Consider the following 15,797-nt stretch of genomic DNA (forward strand, 5'->3'; position numbering starts at 1 on the left):
GAGAGTATAGCAAGGGGTTCGGCGTTGCTCAAGTGCTTTTTTCGCCTGCATTTTCGCCGGCGCTTTCGCCCCGGCGTCACTCTCCTTTGTTCTTGCTCAGGTCGACGCCCAACTGCTTGAGCTTGCGATAAAGGTGCGTGCGCTCGAGCCCCGTTTTTTCCGCCACGCGCGTCATGCTGCCGTTCTCACGCGCCAGGTGATACTCGAAATAGGCGCGCTCGAATGCGTCGCGCGCATCGCGCAAAGGGATGTCGAACGAAATCGACGCTGTCTGCGGCACGGCCGGGCTCGTTGCCACGGCGTCCGCCGCGAGCATCGGTAGCGCCACGGCGGCCGCGACCGTCGCCACATTTGCGGGCGCCACGGCTTTTGCGGCCGCGGCACCGATGGTCGGCGACGCGCTGCCGCGCGCGAGTCCCTGCTCGACGGCCTTCAGCAGCTTCTGCAGCGCGATCGGCTTTTCCAGAAAATTGAGCGCACCGATCTTGGTCGCCTCGACGGCCGTATCGATCGTTGCGTGTCCCGACATCATGATGACCGGCATCGTCAACTGCCCCTGCGCGCCCCATTCCTTGAGGAGCGTTACACCATCGGTGTCAGGCATCCAAATATCGAGCAACACCAGATCGGGCGCCTGACGTTGGCGGTAGTCGCGCGCCTGCTGCGCGTTCTCCGCCACCTCTACGGCATGTCCTTCGTCGCTCAGGATTTCCGAAAGCAATTCCCGGATACCCATTTCGTCGTCTACCACCAGGATGGTCGCCATTTATGCTGCCCTTGTCTGCGCTATTGCTTTTGTCGCACCCGGCGCTGCGCCGCCGTGGGAGGTCGTCCCCCCTGCGGGTGCAACGTCGTCTGCCAATTGCAGGAACAAAATCGAAATCTGCGCGCCTTCGATTGCTTCGCCTGCTTTCACTCGATTCCGAATATCGATCCGTGCGCCGTGTTCGTCGACGATCTTCTTGACCATGGCGAGTCCGAGCCCCGTCCCTCTGGCTTTCGTCGTCACATAAGGTTCGAACGCGCGCGTGAGGATGCGGGCGGGAAAGCCCGGACCGTTGTCGGACACGGTCAGGCGAACCGCGACGCGCACTTTCCCCTGCGCGTCGGGATCGCCGTATTCTACTGTCTTGGTTTCGATGACGACACGCGGGGTCGCCACGTCCGCCACCGCATCTTGCGCATTTTGCAGCAGGTTATGGATGACCTGGCGCAATTGCGTGGCGTCGCCACGAATCACGGGCAGCGCCGACAGCTCGGCCTTGATCGCACTCTTGCCTTCTTCGACACCGTACAGGCCCAACACTTCCGCCACGAGATCGTTCAACTGCAGGTTCGCCAGAACGGCCGGCGGCGTACGCGCATAGTCGCGGAAGTTGTCGACCATCTGCTTCATCGCCGAGACCTGATTGACGATCGTCGTCGCGCCGCGCTTGAGCACGTCGGCGTCGTGCGGCGAAAGCTTGTCGGCCAGTTTCATCTGCAGCCGCTCGGCCGACAGTTGAATCGGCGTCAGCGGATTCTTGATCTCGTGCGCAAGCCGCCGCGCCACCTCGCCCCACGCGGCCGAGCGCTGCGCCGAAATGACGTCGGAGATGTCGTCGAACACGATCACGTACCCGGCCGTCTGCGCTTCGTCGCCCGCTTCGGCCGGCGTAGTCGCCACGAGCCGCGAGCCGCGCACGAGCAACGTGAGCGGCTCGGCTTCGCCGGGCACGGTCACCGCCACCTGCTGCTGCCAATGACCGCCGTCATCGACGACGCCCTCGCTGGCCGCCTCGCGATCGACAAATGACTTGCGCACGATCGCGGCAAACTCCGAGAGCACGCCGATATGCTCGAATGAAGCCCCCAGCATCGATTGGAACGGCTGCCGGAAAATACGCTCGGCGCCGCGGTTGGCCGTGGTCAACCGAAATTGCCGATCGAGCACGAACACGCCGGCCGTCAGGTTCGCCAGGATGCTCTCCAGATAGGCCTTCGAATGCTCGAGCGCAACCCGATTGCGCTCGACAGCCAGCCGCGCCTCCGACAACTGGCGCGTCATGGCATTGAACGATTGCGTGAGGAAGCCAAGCTCGTCGCGCGATTTGATTTCACGCTTCGGCGTGTAGTCGCCTTCGGCCACTTCCTTCGTGCCCTTGGCCAGCAGAAACAACGGCCGCGCCAGCTGATTGCCCAGCGCGAGCGCCAGCATCATCGCAATGAAGGTCGCAAGAAAGAGCGCGAGCGTCAGCGTGCCGATATACATTTTGCGCAGGCCGGTGCGGCCCAGCGCCTTCTCCTGATACTCGCGGTAGGCGCGTTGAACGGCGTCGGCATTGCGCGCAAGGCTCGGCGAGACCGGCTGCGTCAGTTGCAGAAAGCGCTCCGCGGGCTGCAGCAGCGACGTATTCGCATCGGGCACACGCACGACCACGCGCAGGCGCAGCGAGCCTTTCGCTCCCTTCGCGTGCGGGTCGCCGTCGACTTCACCTTCGATGTTGGCGTAACCGCGGCCGCGCGCCTGCTCGAGCATGATCTGCGTCGGCAGGTCGTCAGGCAGCAGCGACGACGCAATGTTGCTCGACGCCTGTGCGACCACGTGCAGATCGGGCGACGCGCCCGACACGCTGCGCACCGATTCGACGAGCATCGCATCCTGTATGCCGAACTGATCGCGCATGCGCAGCAGCGTAAGCGTCGTATTGTTCGGCGCCGCGCCGGCCAGTTGCTCGGCCACCACATGCGCCTTCGTCTGCAGGTCGGACAACGACGCCTCAAGCATGCCGCGCCCGAGGTTCAACCCTGAAGTCAACGCCGTTTCGACGTTGACGTCGAACCACGACTCGATACTGCGCGAGACGAACTGATATGACACCACATAGATGATCGTACCGGGCACGACGCCCACCAGCGCAAAGAAAATCGCAAGCTTCGCAAGCAGCCGCGTGCCGAACTTGCCCTTGCGCAGCCGCGCGAGAATCATCACGACGAGCGCCAGCACGATCAGCAGGAACACGAGCGCCACGGCGATATTGGCCGCGTAGAGCCACGAGTAGTAGCGATCGAAGAATTCGGTATTGGCGCTGGCCGCCGCGAGCAGCACGAGCAGCAGCAACGCGGTGACGGCCACGGTGGAGACGATGACGCGGACCAGAATGCTGCTCAGGTCCGCTTTTCGACGCACGCTATTTAGCACGTTCGGTCACCGTGAAGGTAAAGCGCTTCCAGTCGGAAGCGAGCGTCCAGTCGCGATTGTTGACCGCATCGACCTGAAACGGCTTGGGCATCAATGCGGTGTCGAGCTGCATGCGCACCGATGCCGTGTATGTTTCACCGGGCTGCACCTGATTGCGATCGATGACGTGCCACGAAGTGACGTGCTTGACGACCGCGAGCGCCTCGGCCAACGATGAAAATCCCTGCTGCAAGCCGCCGCTCGAGACGCGGTATTCGCGCGTCAGCGGTTGAAACGAGAGCCGCAGCGTTTGCGTAACCGACACGGGCTGCGCATCGAACCAATACCAGCGTGGGCGCGTGAGGTCGAATTCGGTCGTGAAATAGAGCGGCACGCCTTTGTTGACGGCGTCCTCGAGGCTGCTGTTCAATTCGAAGTCGAAACGCGCATCGAGATTCCAGCCGCTGCCGTCGCCCTGCAGCGACGCACGCTGCACCGCAATCGTGTCGGCGCGCACAGGCCCCGCCGCAGCCAGGTAAACGGTCAGCCCGATCCAGAGCCAGGCCATGAGCCGAAGCGGAAAAAAGCGTTTGCTGATCGTCACCGTTTCTGAAAGCGCGCGTAGAAAAAACCGTCGTGGTCGTGGTCGATGTCGGCCCCGGTGCGCTCGAGCTGCCCGGCGCGCGTTCCGGTCGATACGGGAGCCGAGCATCCGGCTGTAGCGCCAAGACAAGTCGGCATCAATTGCCCGGGCGCGTCCAATCGTACCGCATCTTCATGGGCGCGTTCAAACCAGCGTGCCTGCTCCTCGCCTTCTTCGGGAAAAATCGAGCATGTGACGTACAGCAGCTCGCCGCCCGGGGCGAGCAACGGCCATAGCGCATCGAGGATGCGCCGCTGTTCGGCAACGAGCGCCGGGATATCGGTGGTGCGCCGCAGCCAGCGCACGTCGGGATGGCGCCGGACGATGCCGGACGCCGAACACGGCACGTCGGCGAGAATGCGGTCGAAAGGCCGCCCGTCGTGCCATCGGGACGGATCACCCGCATCGCCGACAACCACTTGCGCCTTCAGCCCGAGGCGCGACAGATTTTCGTCGATGCGTGCCGCGCGCGCGGCATCCGATTCGAGCGCGACGAGTTCGACATCGGCCAGTTCGAGCACATGGCCCGTCTTGCCGCCCGGCGCTGCGCAGGCGTCGAGCACGCGCATGGCGTTGCGCGCGCCGAGCTGCTCGGCCGCTAGTTGCGCGCCCGCGTCTTGTACCGATACGACGCCTTGCGAAAACCCCGGAATCCGATCGACGGGCAGCGGGGCCGCAAGCCTGACCGCGTGCAGCCCGACCGTCGTGGCTGCGATCCCGTTTTCGTCGAGCGTCCGCAGGTAGTCGGCCACGGTCGTGCGCCGCGCATTCACGCGCAACGTCAGTGGGCCGGGTTCGTTGCCGGCGGCAAGGACACGCTCCCAGGCCTCGGGCCAAGCGCGCCGAACCGCCTCGATCCACCAGGACGGGTAGCTCCATGCCGAGACGGCGTCGGCTTGCGCCTTCGACAGCCAGACCTCGCGCTCGCGCAAAAAGTTGCGCAGAACGGCATTGACGAGGCCTTTGGCGAACGCGCACTCGCGGCGTGCGCCGATGGCGTTCACCGCTTGATCGACGACCGTATAAGGTGCGTACGCCGCGGTTGACGTGTCGTCGGCCAACAGCGCGAGCGCGCAAGCCAGCATATTGCCGACGTGCGCGGGCGGCGCCTTGCGCACGAGTTGCGCGACCAGCCAGTCGGCCATGCCGAGCCGTCGCAGCGTGCGATAGGCGATGTCCTGGATTGCGCCGCGCGCGAGCATCGCGCTTGCCGCGGGCATCGACGCCAGCCCGGCGGCCAGCGCGGCCGGCAACGCCCTGCCTCCTCGCACCGCGCCGACGGCAACTGCTGCGCCGTCGAGAGCGAAGCCGAGCGAATCGGGGGCGAGGTGCGACCGGGCGAAATGTTCGGTGCCGGCTTTCGGCGCCGAACGGCGGGAAGAGGTAGATCGAGTCATCGGCAGGGGAAACGTCACGCGACGCTTTACATCCAGCGCTTGGCGTTGAAATCCGGCAGGGGGACCGCTTACTGTGCCGCGTGGGACAAGTTGCATATTGTACCGCGCGGCACGAATGCCGGCCGGGTGGGCAGAATCCGGATAAGGCCGCGTTCGACATCGTCCCGCACGATCGAGTGCGGCAACACCGAAATGGCATGCCCCGCCGATCCCCATTGCAGGCCAAGCCGGCGTTGTGCATCACGCATGCGCCCGGGTACATGCTGATCACCGGTCTGCTCAACACCGACTACGCCGTGATCTAGCGCCAAAGCAAGGAAAGGCGGGCTGCGCCGGACGATCGGCTAAGCGGCGCAGCGGAGCAACAGCCCTTCCAGATGCTCGTCGTCGATTCCGTGCGCGCGCAGCGCCGTGACCGTCTGGACCAGATAGTCGAGCGCGCTGCCGTGCTTGCCCACGGCGTGTCGCAGCACGTGTCGAACCAGCGGATCCGAAACGTCGCTCGCCCGATTGAACGCGCGGCGCTGCAGTACGAACGCGAGCGCCATCACCTGACGCCCATCGGCGAGCACGCACGCCAGCCAGCAGGGCCGATATGAATCCATAACGAGTTCACGTCTCCAAAGGATTGCCAGCGCGGCCTCCGCCTGAGCGGAATCGATCCGATGGGCCACGCCTTGGCACCGCCCTCCCTCGTCGAGCGCCAGTACCAACCCTGGCGCTTCAGGGGTCCCTCGACTCAAACACGACCACAGGCACAACCCGCGATGATATCCGTCGACGACGGCGCCGACCGTTTCGGCAACCGGTAGATCCGGGCGCCAGATCAGCGAGCCGTACGCAAAAACCCAGAGCGGCGCGTCGGGCGGGCGGGCGGCCATCGTTTCGTGGAGCAGCTGTTCGCGATCGCCGTCGCTCAGATAGCGCAGCGTCCCGAGTTCCGGGGGATAGATGAACGAAGCGTCATCAGTCATGTGCGTGTCGTCGCTCGAGTGTGCGGGCCAGTTGCCGGGCGCATGTCACGAAATGATCCACCTGCTCGCGCTGCGTCCACACGCACGCGTTGGCGCGGTGGGGGTGGGCCAGCGGCTTGGGTTTCAGCCCGTACGGATCGCGGTTGGGGATCACGCCAGGCTTGAAGGCGCAAGGCGTATCGTCGGCTAGCGCGGGCCATCCGGATGGGCCCAACGCCCCGCCCGAAATCCTGATCCGGTATTGAGTCAAAAGCTGCTCGCGGAATGTTTCGTTCAACGAGAGGCTCTCTCGGTGAGCCTCTCTGACGAATGGATTGAAGGCAACGATTCCGGAGGCGAGCGTAACGTCAGCCGTCGGCTGAAGCAACGCCTGCGGGCCGAACGCCTCAGCGATGCGCTCGCGCATATAGTCCGCCAATCCGAGGATCCAGGCTTCGATACGCACGCGGCCGATTTCATCCCAGCGGCGACAGACATTCGACAGTGCATGCCAGAGCGCGCCCTCGGGCGCGCCGGATTGCGTCAGCGCAGAGCCGATGTCGAACCCCTCGGGCCGCGACCCGTCGAAAGGAACGTCTCGCATAGCGGCGCTGCGGATCAAGTGCAGGTGAGGCAACGGATTAGGATTGGCCTCGCTAACCCGGTTGCGGGCATAGAGCACGCCGGTGCCGCCCGGCCCGCACTGCCACTTGTGGCCGCTAAAGGCCCAAAAGTCGACACCGCTCGCAGATAGCTCCGGCGCGAGCATGCCGGCGAAGTGCGCGCCGTCCACAACCGTGATGATGCCGTGCGCCTGCGCGAGCTGCGCCAATGCGCGCTCGGGCATGCGCATGCCGTTTGGCCACAGCGGTGAGGAAAAAAACAGCAGCTTTGTCCGGCCCGGTCGGATGCGGCGCGCTACGGCCTCCACGATACCTGCCGCGGTTGCCTCGGCGGGCTCCGGCAAGCCGAATACGCGGATGGCCACGCCGTAGCGGCACGCAATCCGCGAGAGCGTGGCAATGCCCGCCGGATGCTCCAGCGGACTGACGAGCGCCTCGTCGCCCGGTTGCCAATCGATGCCCATCAATATCTGCGTCAAGGCATCGGTCGCATTTCGCGTGATCGCGATCTCGTCGACGTGGGCGCGATAGCCGCGCGCCACCGCCTCGCGCGTGGCCCGCGGATCTTCCGCATGGATGCGAAATGGATCTCGCGCCAACGCGTCGATGTCCTCCTTCAAGCACCGCAGGACGGGAGCGGGCATGGAGCCCTTCTGGCCGGCCATCAAATAGATCACGTCGGGATTCAGAACGAACTCGCGAGAGAACGTGCTGAAAAACGGCTCTTCGCGGTCCAGCAGGCAGGAAGCGAGATCAGACATGGGGCGCAGGCGATCGAAAAACGCGTCAGTTGAGGCGGTCGATCAACGCACCGAGCAGGCCTTCCTGAGTCAACGCTTCGCGTACGGCGGGGCGTTCGAGCATGCACGCGGCGAACGCTTTCAGGTGCGGATAGGCGCTCAGGTCCACCTCGAAGCGAGGCATCCAGCTCACGATCGTGAAGAGATAGGCATCGGCTACCGTGAACGATTCGCCCGCCAAAAACGGCGTCCTACCGAGGCGTTCGTTCACTTCGGCCAAACGGCGGGTAATTTTGCCGCGCGCGATGGTCGAGGTATCGGGCCCCATCTCGGCGCGGGCGTAGAAGCACTGCTTGTGGAGTTCGGTGGCGATGAAGGCCAACCACTGCCGGACGCGATGGCGCGCCATGGTGTCGGTCGGCATCAGGCTCGCGGACGGCGCTTCGTCGGCCAGCCACTCCAGGATGACCGTGCCCTCCGTCAACAACTCCCCGTCATTAAGCTTGAGCGCCGGCACGTAGCCGCGCGGATTGATCCCGAGAAAGTCTTCGCCGCTCTCGGTCCGGTGCGTCTTCAGATCGACCTTGACGAGTTCCAACGGAATGCGGCCTTCCTTGGCGACGATGTGGGCTGCCAGGGAACTCACGCCGGGGCTGTAATAAAGCTTCATATGCTAGCGACTCCTTGATGTGGGACGGAATGAAGAGAAGCGGCGCGCCGACGTTACTCGCGTGCGGCGGCTATGCCCAGGACCTCGGTTCTGACCCGCTCCGGCGCGATCAGGCGGCGAATCAGCGGCGTGGCAACGAGCGTGCTCACCAGCGCCATGACGACGAGGATGGTGAACATTTGCTTCGGCAGTACACCGAGGTCGTACCCGATATTGAGCACGATGAGTTCCATCAGGCCCCGTGTGTTCATGCAAATGCCTACGACGAGCGCACAGCGGCGATCCTCGCCCGCTGCGCGGGCCGATAGATAGGCGCCGCCGAACTTGCCGCCGAAGGCAACGGCGCAAACCGCCGCACAGACCAGCCACGCTTGCCCGTCGTGCAACGCGCTCACGTCGGTGCGCAGTCCCGTGTAGACGAAGAAGATCGGCAGAAGGATCGTGTCGACGACGCTGCTGACCCTTTCCTTCCATAGTTCGACGAAGATCCGGTCCTCGTGCAGGGCGAAGCCGAGAATGAAACCGCCGATGATGGCGAACACGCCCAGACGGCTTGTAATCTCGGCCGACACGAGCAGGCCGAGCAGCATGACGCCTACCGCGCGCTGCGACAGCCGGCGCGGCATACTGACGTGTCGACGGATCTGGCGCAGCGCAAAGGGCTTGACGATCGTAAGAACGACGACGATGTACACCACGAGCGCGACGATTCTCGTTACCAGGCTGCCGAGGTCGAATGCGGAACTAACGATTGCGCCCGCCACGCCCAGAACGAGCCAGCCCGCCACGTCGTCAATCGCGGCCGCGCCGATGGTGAGGGCTGCCGTACGCGTGTGCGACGCATGCAACTCCATCATGATGCGGCCCAGGATGGGAACGGCTGTGATCGACATTGCCATGGCGAAGAACAACCGGAATGCCGGCAGGCCGGGCCGCACGTCGGGCAAATGCGACCAAAACCAAGGCGCGGTCCAATAGCCGAGCGCGAACGGCAGGGCAATGCTGCCGATGCTGATCATCGTCAGCGCGCGCCTCGATTGCGACAAGCTGCGCTTGAATTCGAACTCCAGCCCGATCTGGAACATCAGCATGACCAACCCCAACTGAGAGAGGCCAAGGAAGATCGTGGAGGTCGACGGCGCGAACAGGTCGTGCATCACGTTAGGGAACAACGCGCCGAACAGGCTCGGCCCCAACATCAGCCCAGCCAGGATTTCGCCGGCCACGGCCGTTTGCCCGAGCACGCGTGTGCCGACCCACACCGCCACGCGCGTCACGGCCAGTATCACGATGAGTTGCAGCACAAACAGACAGGTGAGTTGTTCGGCGCTGCCGCCTACGGCCGATCGGGATGCCGTAATCGCGTGCACGACCGCCGCGTAGGCGGCGGCACTCCAGGTCTCCAACATGTCGGTTTTCCCAGGTTCGTGGTTAAAGTGCGCCGCAGCAGCGCGTCAGACGCTTTCCGGCTGCAGTAGCGCCCGGAATGCGGACTTCATGAAAGGCATGGCGCCGTAGTCGAAGTACTTGCGGCGGACCGTTGCCGGCGCGCCAACCTGGCGCCACCAGAGAAACTGCATGTGCGATAGAAACGAGTTGGTCAATGTGTACCGGCGCTCGGGGACATGCAGATTCAACGTGGGAGGGACGGACTTCGCCGTCGCCACCCAGTCGTGAATGGCCTGCGCAGCCGCGCGCGGACTTTTGAGGCCCTGGCGGGCCGCGCCGATCTCGGCCTCGCAGGCAGTAAATATCGTCTCGAACTCTTCGCTGTCCGGAGCGATGGAGCCGGGCCAATCGGCGCGATACAACCCGCGGTACAGGCTGCTATCGCCGGAATTGGAATACTTGGACATCAAGCGCCCGATACGCAAGCTGTCGATGGTGACGCCAAGCAGCCAGACGCGCGACCAAGCGTTCCACAACTCGAAGTCCATGAAAGAGCCGTAGGAGCCGTTGACGAGCCGATCGTTGTAGTCCGTCAAGTCGGCTTGCAATTGCGCGATATCCTCGAAGAACGCGTACGAGAAGTCGCCCCTGGCGACGGCCTGCGGAATGCGCTCGGCCAGCGCATGCACCATGTAGAACGTATTCGCGATGCCGCGCGAGTGCAGCGCGTCGATAAAACCCCCAGCGTGTCCGAGCAGGAAGAATCGCTCCCCCGCTTGCCGCTCCGAGTTATATTGCAGCCGGCCGGTCGCAATCCAGTTGCGCACGGCGCGCGCATCCTTGAATTGACATTCCATCGAGGGGAAGCGTCGGACGTACTTCCAGAATTCTTCCTCGGCACTCAGCGAAGGATCGCGTTGGAATTTGGTCCCGTCCAGGTTGACGCCGACGCTGCACAGCGGGTTGGTCGCCGAGTCGTGATTGCCGAAGGGGATGATCCAAAACCATCCGCCATCGAAAATATGGTGCAGCGTCCCTTGCGACCAGCGCTCCGGCATACCGTGGCGCTGGCCCGGCGGCAGACAGGTTTCGAACGGATGGACGTCGATCATGTGCGAGAACACCGACCAGGAATTGGTACGGCTGCGCACGGGCGTCTGGCGCATCTGGAATTTCTCGGCCAAAAGCGAGCGCGTGCCGCTCGCATCCACGACATACCGCGCGCGCAGCGTTTCTCCCTTGTCGGTCACGAGGGCAACGCCGTCGGGTTCGATCTCCACTTCCTTGACGTGCGTGTCGGGTCTCAGCTCGGCGCCGTGTCTAACCGCGGCAAACGTGAGATAGGCATCGATGTCCTGCCGGTAGAGATGCGATTCGGGGCCGTGCGGTAGACGCGGGATAGGCGCCTGGGTGGCTTCCTCGACGCGGTGCGCTTCGTGGGGCCGATGGTAGACGAAGCCGAAATGTTTCTTCACGCCGCATGAGGCGGTGACGTGTTTTCTGAGCCCATGAAAACTGCTGCAATTGAGAATCTCCGGCACGTCGTACTGCTGAGCGATGATGCGCAGCATCTGCGAAGACCGCGGCACCATGGACTCGCCGATGGCGAAGCGCGGATGGCAGCTATTGTCGACGATCAGCACGCTCAGGTTCTGGCGAACCAGCGCGCAGGCTAGCACCGAGCCGGCCAAACCGGAGCCGAGGATGACGACGTCATGCATGGAAGCCGATCGACTCATGGCGATGTTCACCGAAGAAAGTAGTGAATTTCGAGCAACAGGCAGCCCTGCTCGGATTTGAACGGACCGTGATGAACACCGGGCGGCCGGCAGGCATAGGTATGGGGAGCGAACGGCGTTCCCCCTTGTCCGTCGGCGTCGTTCCCAACGATGAGATCGCCGCTGAGCAGGTAAACCTCTTCGTAATAGCCATGAACGAAAGGCTGAGTGGTGTGCGTGCCGGGCGCGAAGCGCAAGAGCCGTGTGCGATGCCCGATCCTGGCTCGTTCGTCCAGGCTGCCGGCCAGAATCTTCTGGGTGATCCCAGCGGGATAGCCGGGAGGCGTCGCCCATCCGGCCGACAGATCAACGGGGTGGAATTCCTTGTGCTCTGACATGGGCGTATTTGAGCCTTTGAGTGGTTGGGCCCAGGCGTCAATCGAGCGTCTGAACGCCGTACCGGCATTCGATCCGTCGATTCAGCACCGGGTCATGCAGTTCGCAGATAAATTCATCGGCCTGAGCCCAACCCGAAAGCAGGGGCACGGTGCCGCAAAAAACGAGGCTCTCGTCGAGATTCACTTGCTCGGCCTCGCACAGCCCCAGCAGTGTGTCCGGCGGCAAGATGGCTGCCACGGACGCGCACTGGTATGGCATGCGGTGTCCCTTGCGCACGGCGTAAGAGCGCAGTTGCAGACGATCCCAATGGGCTTGCAGGTCCGAGAATCGCCACAGCGCCGGCCCGATAGGCTTGGCACAGCATTGCTTGGAGGCCGGCACGCTGAGCGTCTCGAGCGCACGACAGGTATGGTCGGATCCGATACCGACCCATAGATGGCCGCCGAGCCGCGTGAGCACGAATTCCGCCTCGCCGCTCGTGCGCTCGCCTTGCACCTGGATCACGTCTTGTTGCGTGAGAAGCGAAGCGGAGACGCGATAGACAAGCGGCGTCCTCAAAGGCGGCGGCACACCGAGTTTCGCCAGCTCTTCGATATGAGCTTGGAGCGTGGCCGGGTCGCGCCCGGTCCAGCCGGCGATCGCCAGCTTGCTGGGCGCCAGCGCGACGCGTGTCGGTTCGCCTTCGCGGGGCAGGCATTGCAAGTTGAGCATCGTCAGATTCCTCGCAGAATCGCGGCAGCCTGGTCCAAGGTGTCGTCTTTCTTCGCGATGCAAAAGCGCAGCTGCCGCGATGTTTTCGGACATGCACCGAAGCCGGACAAGGGCAGCGCGGCAACCCGGTGCTCCTTGAGCAGGTATTCGCTAAAAGCCGTGTCGGCATCGTCGCTGATGCCCGCGTAATCGAGCAGCTGAAAATACCCGCCCTGGCTCGGCTGCCAGGCGAAGCGCGAGCCTTCCAGGCCCGACAGAAATCGGTCACGCTTGCGCTGGACGAACGAGCCGAGCGAGCGATAACTGTCGGCTTCGGACAAGGCCGCCGCCGCCGCATGCTGCAACGGCGTGGACGACGCATACGTGACGAACTGATGCAGCTTGCGCAGTTCGTCCGTCACGGCCGCAGAGGCCACCACATAGCCCAGGCGCCACCCCGTGACGTGAAGGATCTTGCCGAGCGAACCAATCATTGCCGAGCGATCGACCAACGCCGGCTGCGACCACGCGCACACGTGCCGCCGCGGCGGAATCGCCATGGAGTGGTACACCTCGTCGCTCATCACCTGAAATCCGTGCATGTGGGCCAGCATGGCCAGCATCTGCATTTCGGCCCTCGGCCAACACGTGCCGGTGGGGTTGTGCGGGTTGTTGACGACGACAAGACGCGTACGCGCATTGAGACGGGCACGAAAGTCGTCCCAGTCGGGCAGGTGCCCCGCAGTCAGAGACACGCACACGGGAGTTGCCCCTGCAAGCCGGATGGCCGGCTCATAGCATTCGAACGCAGGGGAAAAGAAGATCGCTTCGTCTCCCGGACGCAACATGGCCTGTGCCGCGACGAAGATGGCCTCCGTCGCGCCCGCCGTGATCGTCAATTCCGTTGCCGGGTCGATCTTGACGCCGTGCAGATCCTCCAGCATGCCGGCCACGGCTTCGCGCAGTTCCGGCACGCCCTCGGGCGCGGCATATTGGTGCATTTGCGGCATGCGTGCCGCATGCTCCAACGCTTCGAGCAAACGCGAGTTGGGCGAGAAATCAGGAAAACCCTGCGCCAGATTGAGCGCCCCGTGTCGGAGCGCTTCCTTGCTGTAACGGGCAAAAATCGAGCCCTCATTTTGCGGTAACCGCGACCAACCCGTTCGTTGCAGCATGTCGAACTCGTTTTGTAGTCGAAAAGGTAACCCCGCGCGCATCGGTTACGACACGCGGCGACGCACGAAAGGACGGGTTCGTCGAGGGCGAATTCGGGAGTGAATTCCGGTGCGGCTATTCAGGCGACGTGCTTGCCGACGCTACCGATGGTGCGATGCCACGCACCTTGGCAATCAACGACCAGGCAAGGCCAGCCCCGATCGCGGCGGTGCCGAGCATGACGAGCGGAGTGGCCGGTTCGCCGAGCAGAAAGACGGCCAACCCGACGCCGAAAGGCGGTACCAGCGCGGTGAACATGGACGCCTTCGCGCCCAATTCTCTAACCGCGAGATTGATCAGCGTGACCGCGCCGATACTCACACCGACGCCTAGATACAGTGCCTGCAATATCAATTGCCGCCAGTCCGTGTGAAATACGGCAAATCCCTTCAAGGCCAGATAAGGCGCCACGTAAATGACGGCACTCATTTGAACAATGCCCACCACGGCGAAGGGGTCCGCTTTCCAGCGGCGCACGAGCAGAAGATAGACGGCCCATATGAGCGCTGCGAGCACGAACAGCACATCGCCGCGCCACGCGTGAGGCAACGATTGGGTGTTATGGCCCAACACATTGGCAAAGCCGACGATGACGACCCCGCCAACCAATAACGCCAAGCCGGGAAGAGGAATATGTTCGGAGCGCCCCACGAGCCACTTCATCAGCAGCGCGCCGAAGATAGGCGTCAAGGCAGGATAAATAAGCGAACTATGCGCCGCCGGAGCCCAAGCAACACCACCGATGAGCACGAGGCTGTAAAGCGGGCCTGCCGCCAGCATCAACACCGCCGCACGCCCCCAGCCGAGGCCGAATGCGTCGCGACCGCAGCGGCGAACCACGTACGGCAGGAGCAACAGGCCGCTCGTCGCATATCGCAAGAAGGTCTGATCGACAGCCGTGAGGCCGGCGTGATAGCCGAACTTGGAAACCACAGGTTGTCCAGCCCAAATCAGCGCCGCCAGTATTCCATACAGTACGGCAAGCCGCATTGTTCCTCTCCTTTCGGCAACGAATATGCAGCACGGGACAGCGTATCGGAGGGCGGACCGCCAAGCCATTCCAATCTCTTATGTCGTAATTCTAATTAGCTAAGATTGATTGAAAATAATCGAAAATGGCTGGACTGGATGATTGGAGATTTTTATTAGTACATCGCCGGCCGCCCGCCCCGTCGGAACACCCTCGGTAGCGCGCTCGCCGGCGATTAGAAAACGATTTTACCGCACTGCTCGAAAGCGTTTCGAGCATAAGCAGCGCATTAACATCAATCGAAACGCCCCGTACGCGCCATTTCGGAAAGGCGGGCAATACGTTCTTCGGTGCTTGGATGAGTGCTGAATAGTTTCTGAATCCCGCCGCTGGAGAGCGGGTTCAGAATCATCATCTGCGCCGTCGTGGGATGCGCCTCCGCGGCCGCGAACGGGATACCGGCCGCGAAGCGATGAATCTTGTCGAGCGCGGACGCAAGCGCCTGCGGATCGCCCGATAGCTGCGCACCGCCGCGATCGGCTTCGAACTCCCGTGCGCGGGATATCGCCATTTGGATCATGGCGGCGGCGATCGGCGCCAACAGCGCCACGGCAATCCCTGCGATCGGGTTCGTCGGACGCCCTTCCTCGTCGCGCCCGCCGAAGAACATCGCGAAATTAGCGAGCGCCGAAATAGCGCCGGCCATCGTCGCCGAAATCGTCGAAATCAGGATGTCGCGATGCTTCACATGCGTGAGCTCGTGCGCCATCACGCCGCGCATTTCACGCTCGGACAGAATACGCAGAATGCCCGTGGTCGCGGCCACCGCGGCATGCTCGGGGTTTCGCCCCGTTGCGAACGCATTCGGCGCATCCTCGTTGATCAGATAGACGCGCGGCATCGGCAATCCCCCACGCGTCGCGAGCTCGCGAACCATGCGGTAAAACTGCGGCGCGCTCGTCTCGTCCACTTCCTGCGCGTTGTACATCCTCAGGACCATCTTGTCCGAGAACCAGTACGAGAAGAAGTTCATCGCGAGCGCGATCACGAGCGCGAACATCATCCCGCGCGTCCCGCCGATCATCCCGCCGATCACGACGAACAGGGCCGTGATCGCGGCCATCAGCATCGCGGTTTTGACCCAATTGAACATGCGTACTCCTTTTCCGTTTGCGTATCGAGCGACGGGCTCCGAACGAAGCCGCCCTCGACACATAGTGCGATTGTAAG

Annotated in this window: 14 protein-coding genes; all 14 read right to left on the reverse strand. The window is 63.3% G+C overall.

Going from position 1 to position 15,797, the window contains the following annotated elements:
* Nucleotides 1–76: 76 nt before the first annotated feature.
* A complete protein-coding gene (gene esaR / locus C0Z19_RS23620) occupies nucleotides 77–766 on the reverse strand; it encodes a response regulator transcription factor EsaR (protein WP_102612266.1) in 690 nt (229 codons plus the stop codon).
* Nucleotides 767–3,181 (reverse strand): sensor histidine kinase, encoded by a 2,415-nt coding sequence (locus C0Z19_RS23625; protein ID WP_102612267.1) that lies wholly within the window; start codon nucleotides 3,179–3,181, stop codon nucleotides 767–769.
* On the reverse strand, nucleotides 3,171–3,764 hold the full coding sequence (locus tag C0Z19_RS23630; protein ID WP_102612268.1) for a DUF4390 domain-containing protein: 594 nt from the start codon (nucleotides 3,762–3,764) through the stop codon (nucleotides 3,171–3,173). Before C0Z19_RS23630 ends, C0Z19_RS23625 begins: the two co-directional genes overlap by 11 nt.
* Nucleotides 3,761–5,206 carry a 16S rRNA (cytosine(967)-C(5))-methyltransferase RsmB gene (gene rsmB / locus C0Z19_RS23635; RefSeq protein ID WP_425330307.1) on the reverse strand — a complete coding sequence of 482 codons (1,446 nt, stop codon included), beginning with the start codon at nucleotides 5,204–5,206 and terminating at the stop codon, nucleotides 3,761–3,763. The genes C0Z19_RS23630 and rsmB overlap by 4 nt, the downstream gene beginning before the upstream one ends.
* 338 nt (nucleotides 5,207–5,544) lie before the next feature.
* Nucleotides 5,545–6,174 carry a gamma-glutamylcyclotransferase gene (locus tag C0Z19_RS23640; RefSeq protein ID WP_102612269.1) on the reverse strand — a complete coding sequence of 210 codons (630 nt, stop codon included), beginning with the start codon at nucleotides 6,172–6,174 and terminating at the stop codon, nucleotides 5,545–5,547.
* Nucleotides 6,167–7,537, reverse strand: a complete 1,371-nt coding sequence (locus tag C0Z19_RS23645) for an aminotransferase class V-fold PLP-dependent enzyme (protein WP_102612270.1) — start codon at nucleotides 7,535–7,537, stop codon at nucleotides 6,167–6,169. Before C0Z19_RS23645 ends, C0Z19_RS23640 begins: the two co-directional genes overlap by 8 nt.
* 25 nt (nucleotides 7,538–7,562) lie before the next feature.
* Nucleotides 7,563–8,186, reverse strand: a complete 624-nt coding sequence (gene gstA / locus C0Z19_RS23650) for a glutathione transferase GstA (RefSeq protein WP_102612271.1) — start codon at nucleotides 8,184–8,186, stop codon at nucleotides 7,563–7,565.
* Nucleotides 8,187–8,239: 53 nt separating this feature from the next.
* The gene (locus tag C0Z19_RS23655) at nucleotides 8,240–9,595 is read right to left on the reverse strand and encodes a cation:proton antiporter (RefSeq protein ID WP_102612272.1); all 1,356 of its coding nucleotides are present in this window, start codon (nucleotides 9,593–9,595) and stop codon (nucleotides 8,240–8,242) included.
* A 45-nt stretch (nucleotides 9,596–9,640) separates the two neighbouring features.
* Complete coding sequence (locus C0Z19_RS23660) at nucleotides 9,641–11,314, reverse strand: NAD(P)/FAD-dependent oxidoreductase (RefSeq protein WP_146012127.1); 1,674 nt, start codon at nucleotides 11,312–11,314, stop codon at nucleotides 9,641–9,643.
* A gap of 8 nt (nucleotides 11,315–11,322) precedes the next feature.
* Nucleotides 11,323–11,691, reverse strand: coding sequence for a cupin domain-containing protein (locus tag C0Z19_RS23665; RefSeq protein ID WP_102612274.1), 369 nt, complete (start codon nucleotides 11,689–11,691; stop codon nucleotides 11,323–11,325).
* A gap of 37 nt (nucleotides 11,692–11,728) precedes the next feature.
* Nucleotides 11,729–12,403 carry a DUF2848 domain-containing protein gene (locus C0Z19_RS23670; protein WP_102612275.1) on the reverse strand — a complete coding sequence of 225 codons (675 nt, stop codon included), beginning with the start codon at nucleotides 12,401–12,403 and terminating at the stop codon, nucleotides 11,729–11,731.
* Nucleotides 12,404–12,405: 2 nt separating this feature from the next.
* The gene (locus C0Z19_RS23675; protein ID WP_102612276.1) at nucleotides 12,406–13,557 is read right to left on the reverse strand and encodes an aminotransferase class I/II-fold pyridoxal phosphate-dependent enzyme; all 1,152 of its coding nucleotides are present in this window, start codon (nucleotides 13,555–13,557) and stop codon (nucleotides 12,406–12,408) included.
* A 115-nt stretch (nucleotides 13,558–13,672) separates the two neighbouring features.
* A complete protein-coding gene (locus C0Z19_RS23680) occupies nucleotides 13,673–14,587 on the reverse strand; it encodes a DMT family transporter (RefSeq protein ID WP_158243057.1) in 915 nt (304 codons plus the stop codon).
* A 275-nt stretch (nucleotides 14,588–14,862) separates the two neighbouring features.
* Nucleotides 14,863–15,720: a zinc metalloprotease HtpX gene (gene htpX / locus C0Z19_RS23685; protein ID WP_102612278.1), complete on the reverse strand. Its 858-nt coding sequence runs from the start codon at nucleotides 15,718–15,720 to the stop codon at nucleotides 14,863–14,865.
* Nucleotides 15,721–15,797: the final 77 nt, after the last annotated feature.

The sequence above is a fragment of the Trinickia soli genome, assembly GCF_002879855.1.
Lineage (GTDB): Bacteria > Pseudomonadota > Gammaproteobacteria > Burkholderiales > Burkholderiaceae > Trinickia > Trinickia soli.

Excerpts from the sequence above, each read along its gene's own strand:
- gstA (WP_102612271.1), bottom strand. The coding sequence starts at position 8,186 with ATGAAGCTTTATTACAGCCCCGGCGTGAGTTCCCTGGCAGCCCACATC.
- C0Z19_RS23675 (WP_102612276.1), bottom strand. The coding sequence starts at position 13,557 with ATGCTGCAACGAACGGGTTGGTCGCGGTTACCGCAAAATGAGGGCTCG.
- htpX (WP_102612278.1), bottom strand. The coding sequence starts at position 15,720 with ATGTTCAATTGGGTCAAAACCGCGATGCTGATGGCCGCGATCACGGCC.
- C0Z19_RS23665 (WP_102612274.1), bottom strand. The coding sequence starts at position 11,691 with ATGTCAGAGCACAAGGAATTCCACCCCGTTGATCTGTCGGCCGGATGG.
- esaR (WP_102612266.1), bottom strand. The coding sequence starts at position 766 with ATGGCGACCATCCTGGTGGTAGACGACGAAATGGGTATCCGGGAATTG.
- C0Z19_RS23645 (WP_102612270.1), bottom strand. The coding sequence starts at position 7,537 with ATGTCTGATCTCGCTTCCTGCCTGCTGGACCGCGAAGAGCCGTTTTTC.
- C0Z19_RS23670 (WP_102612275.1), bottom strand. The coding sequence starts at position 12,403 with ATGCTCAACTTGCAATGCCTGCCCCGCGAAGGCGAACCGACACGCGTC.
- C0Z19_RS23680 (WP_158243057.1), bottom strand. The coding sequence starts at position 14,587 with ATGCGGCTTGCCGTACTGTATGGAATACTGGCGGCGCTGATTTGGGCT.
- C0Z19_RS23660 (WP_146012127.1), bottom strand. The coding sequence starts at position 11,314 with ATGAGTCGATCGGCTTCCATGCATGACGTCGTCATCCTCGGCTCCGGT.
- C0Z19_RS23640 (WP_102612269.1), bottom strand. The coding sequence starts at position 6,174 with ATGACTGATGACGCTTCGTTCATCTATCCCCCGGAACTCGGGACGCTG.
- C0Z19_RS23655 (WP_102612272.1), bottom strand. The coding sequence starts at position 9,595 with ATGTTGGAGACCTGGAGTGCCGCCGCCTACGCGGCGGTCGTGCACGCG.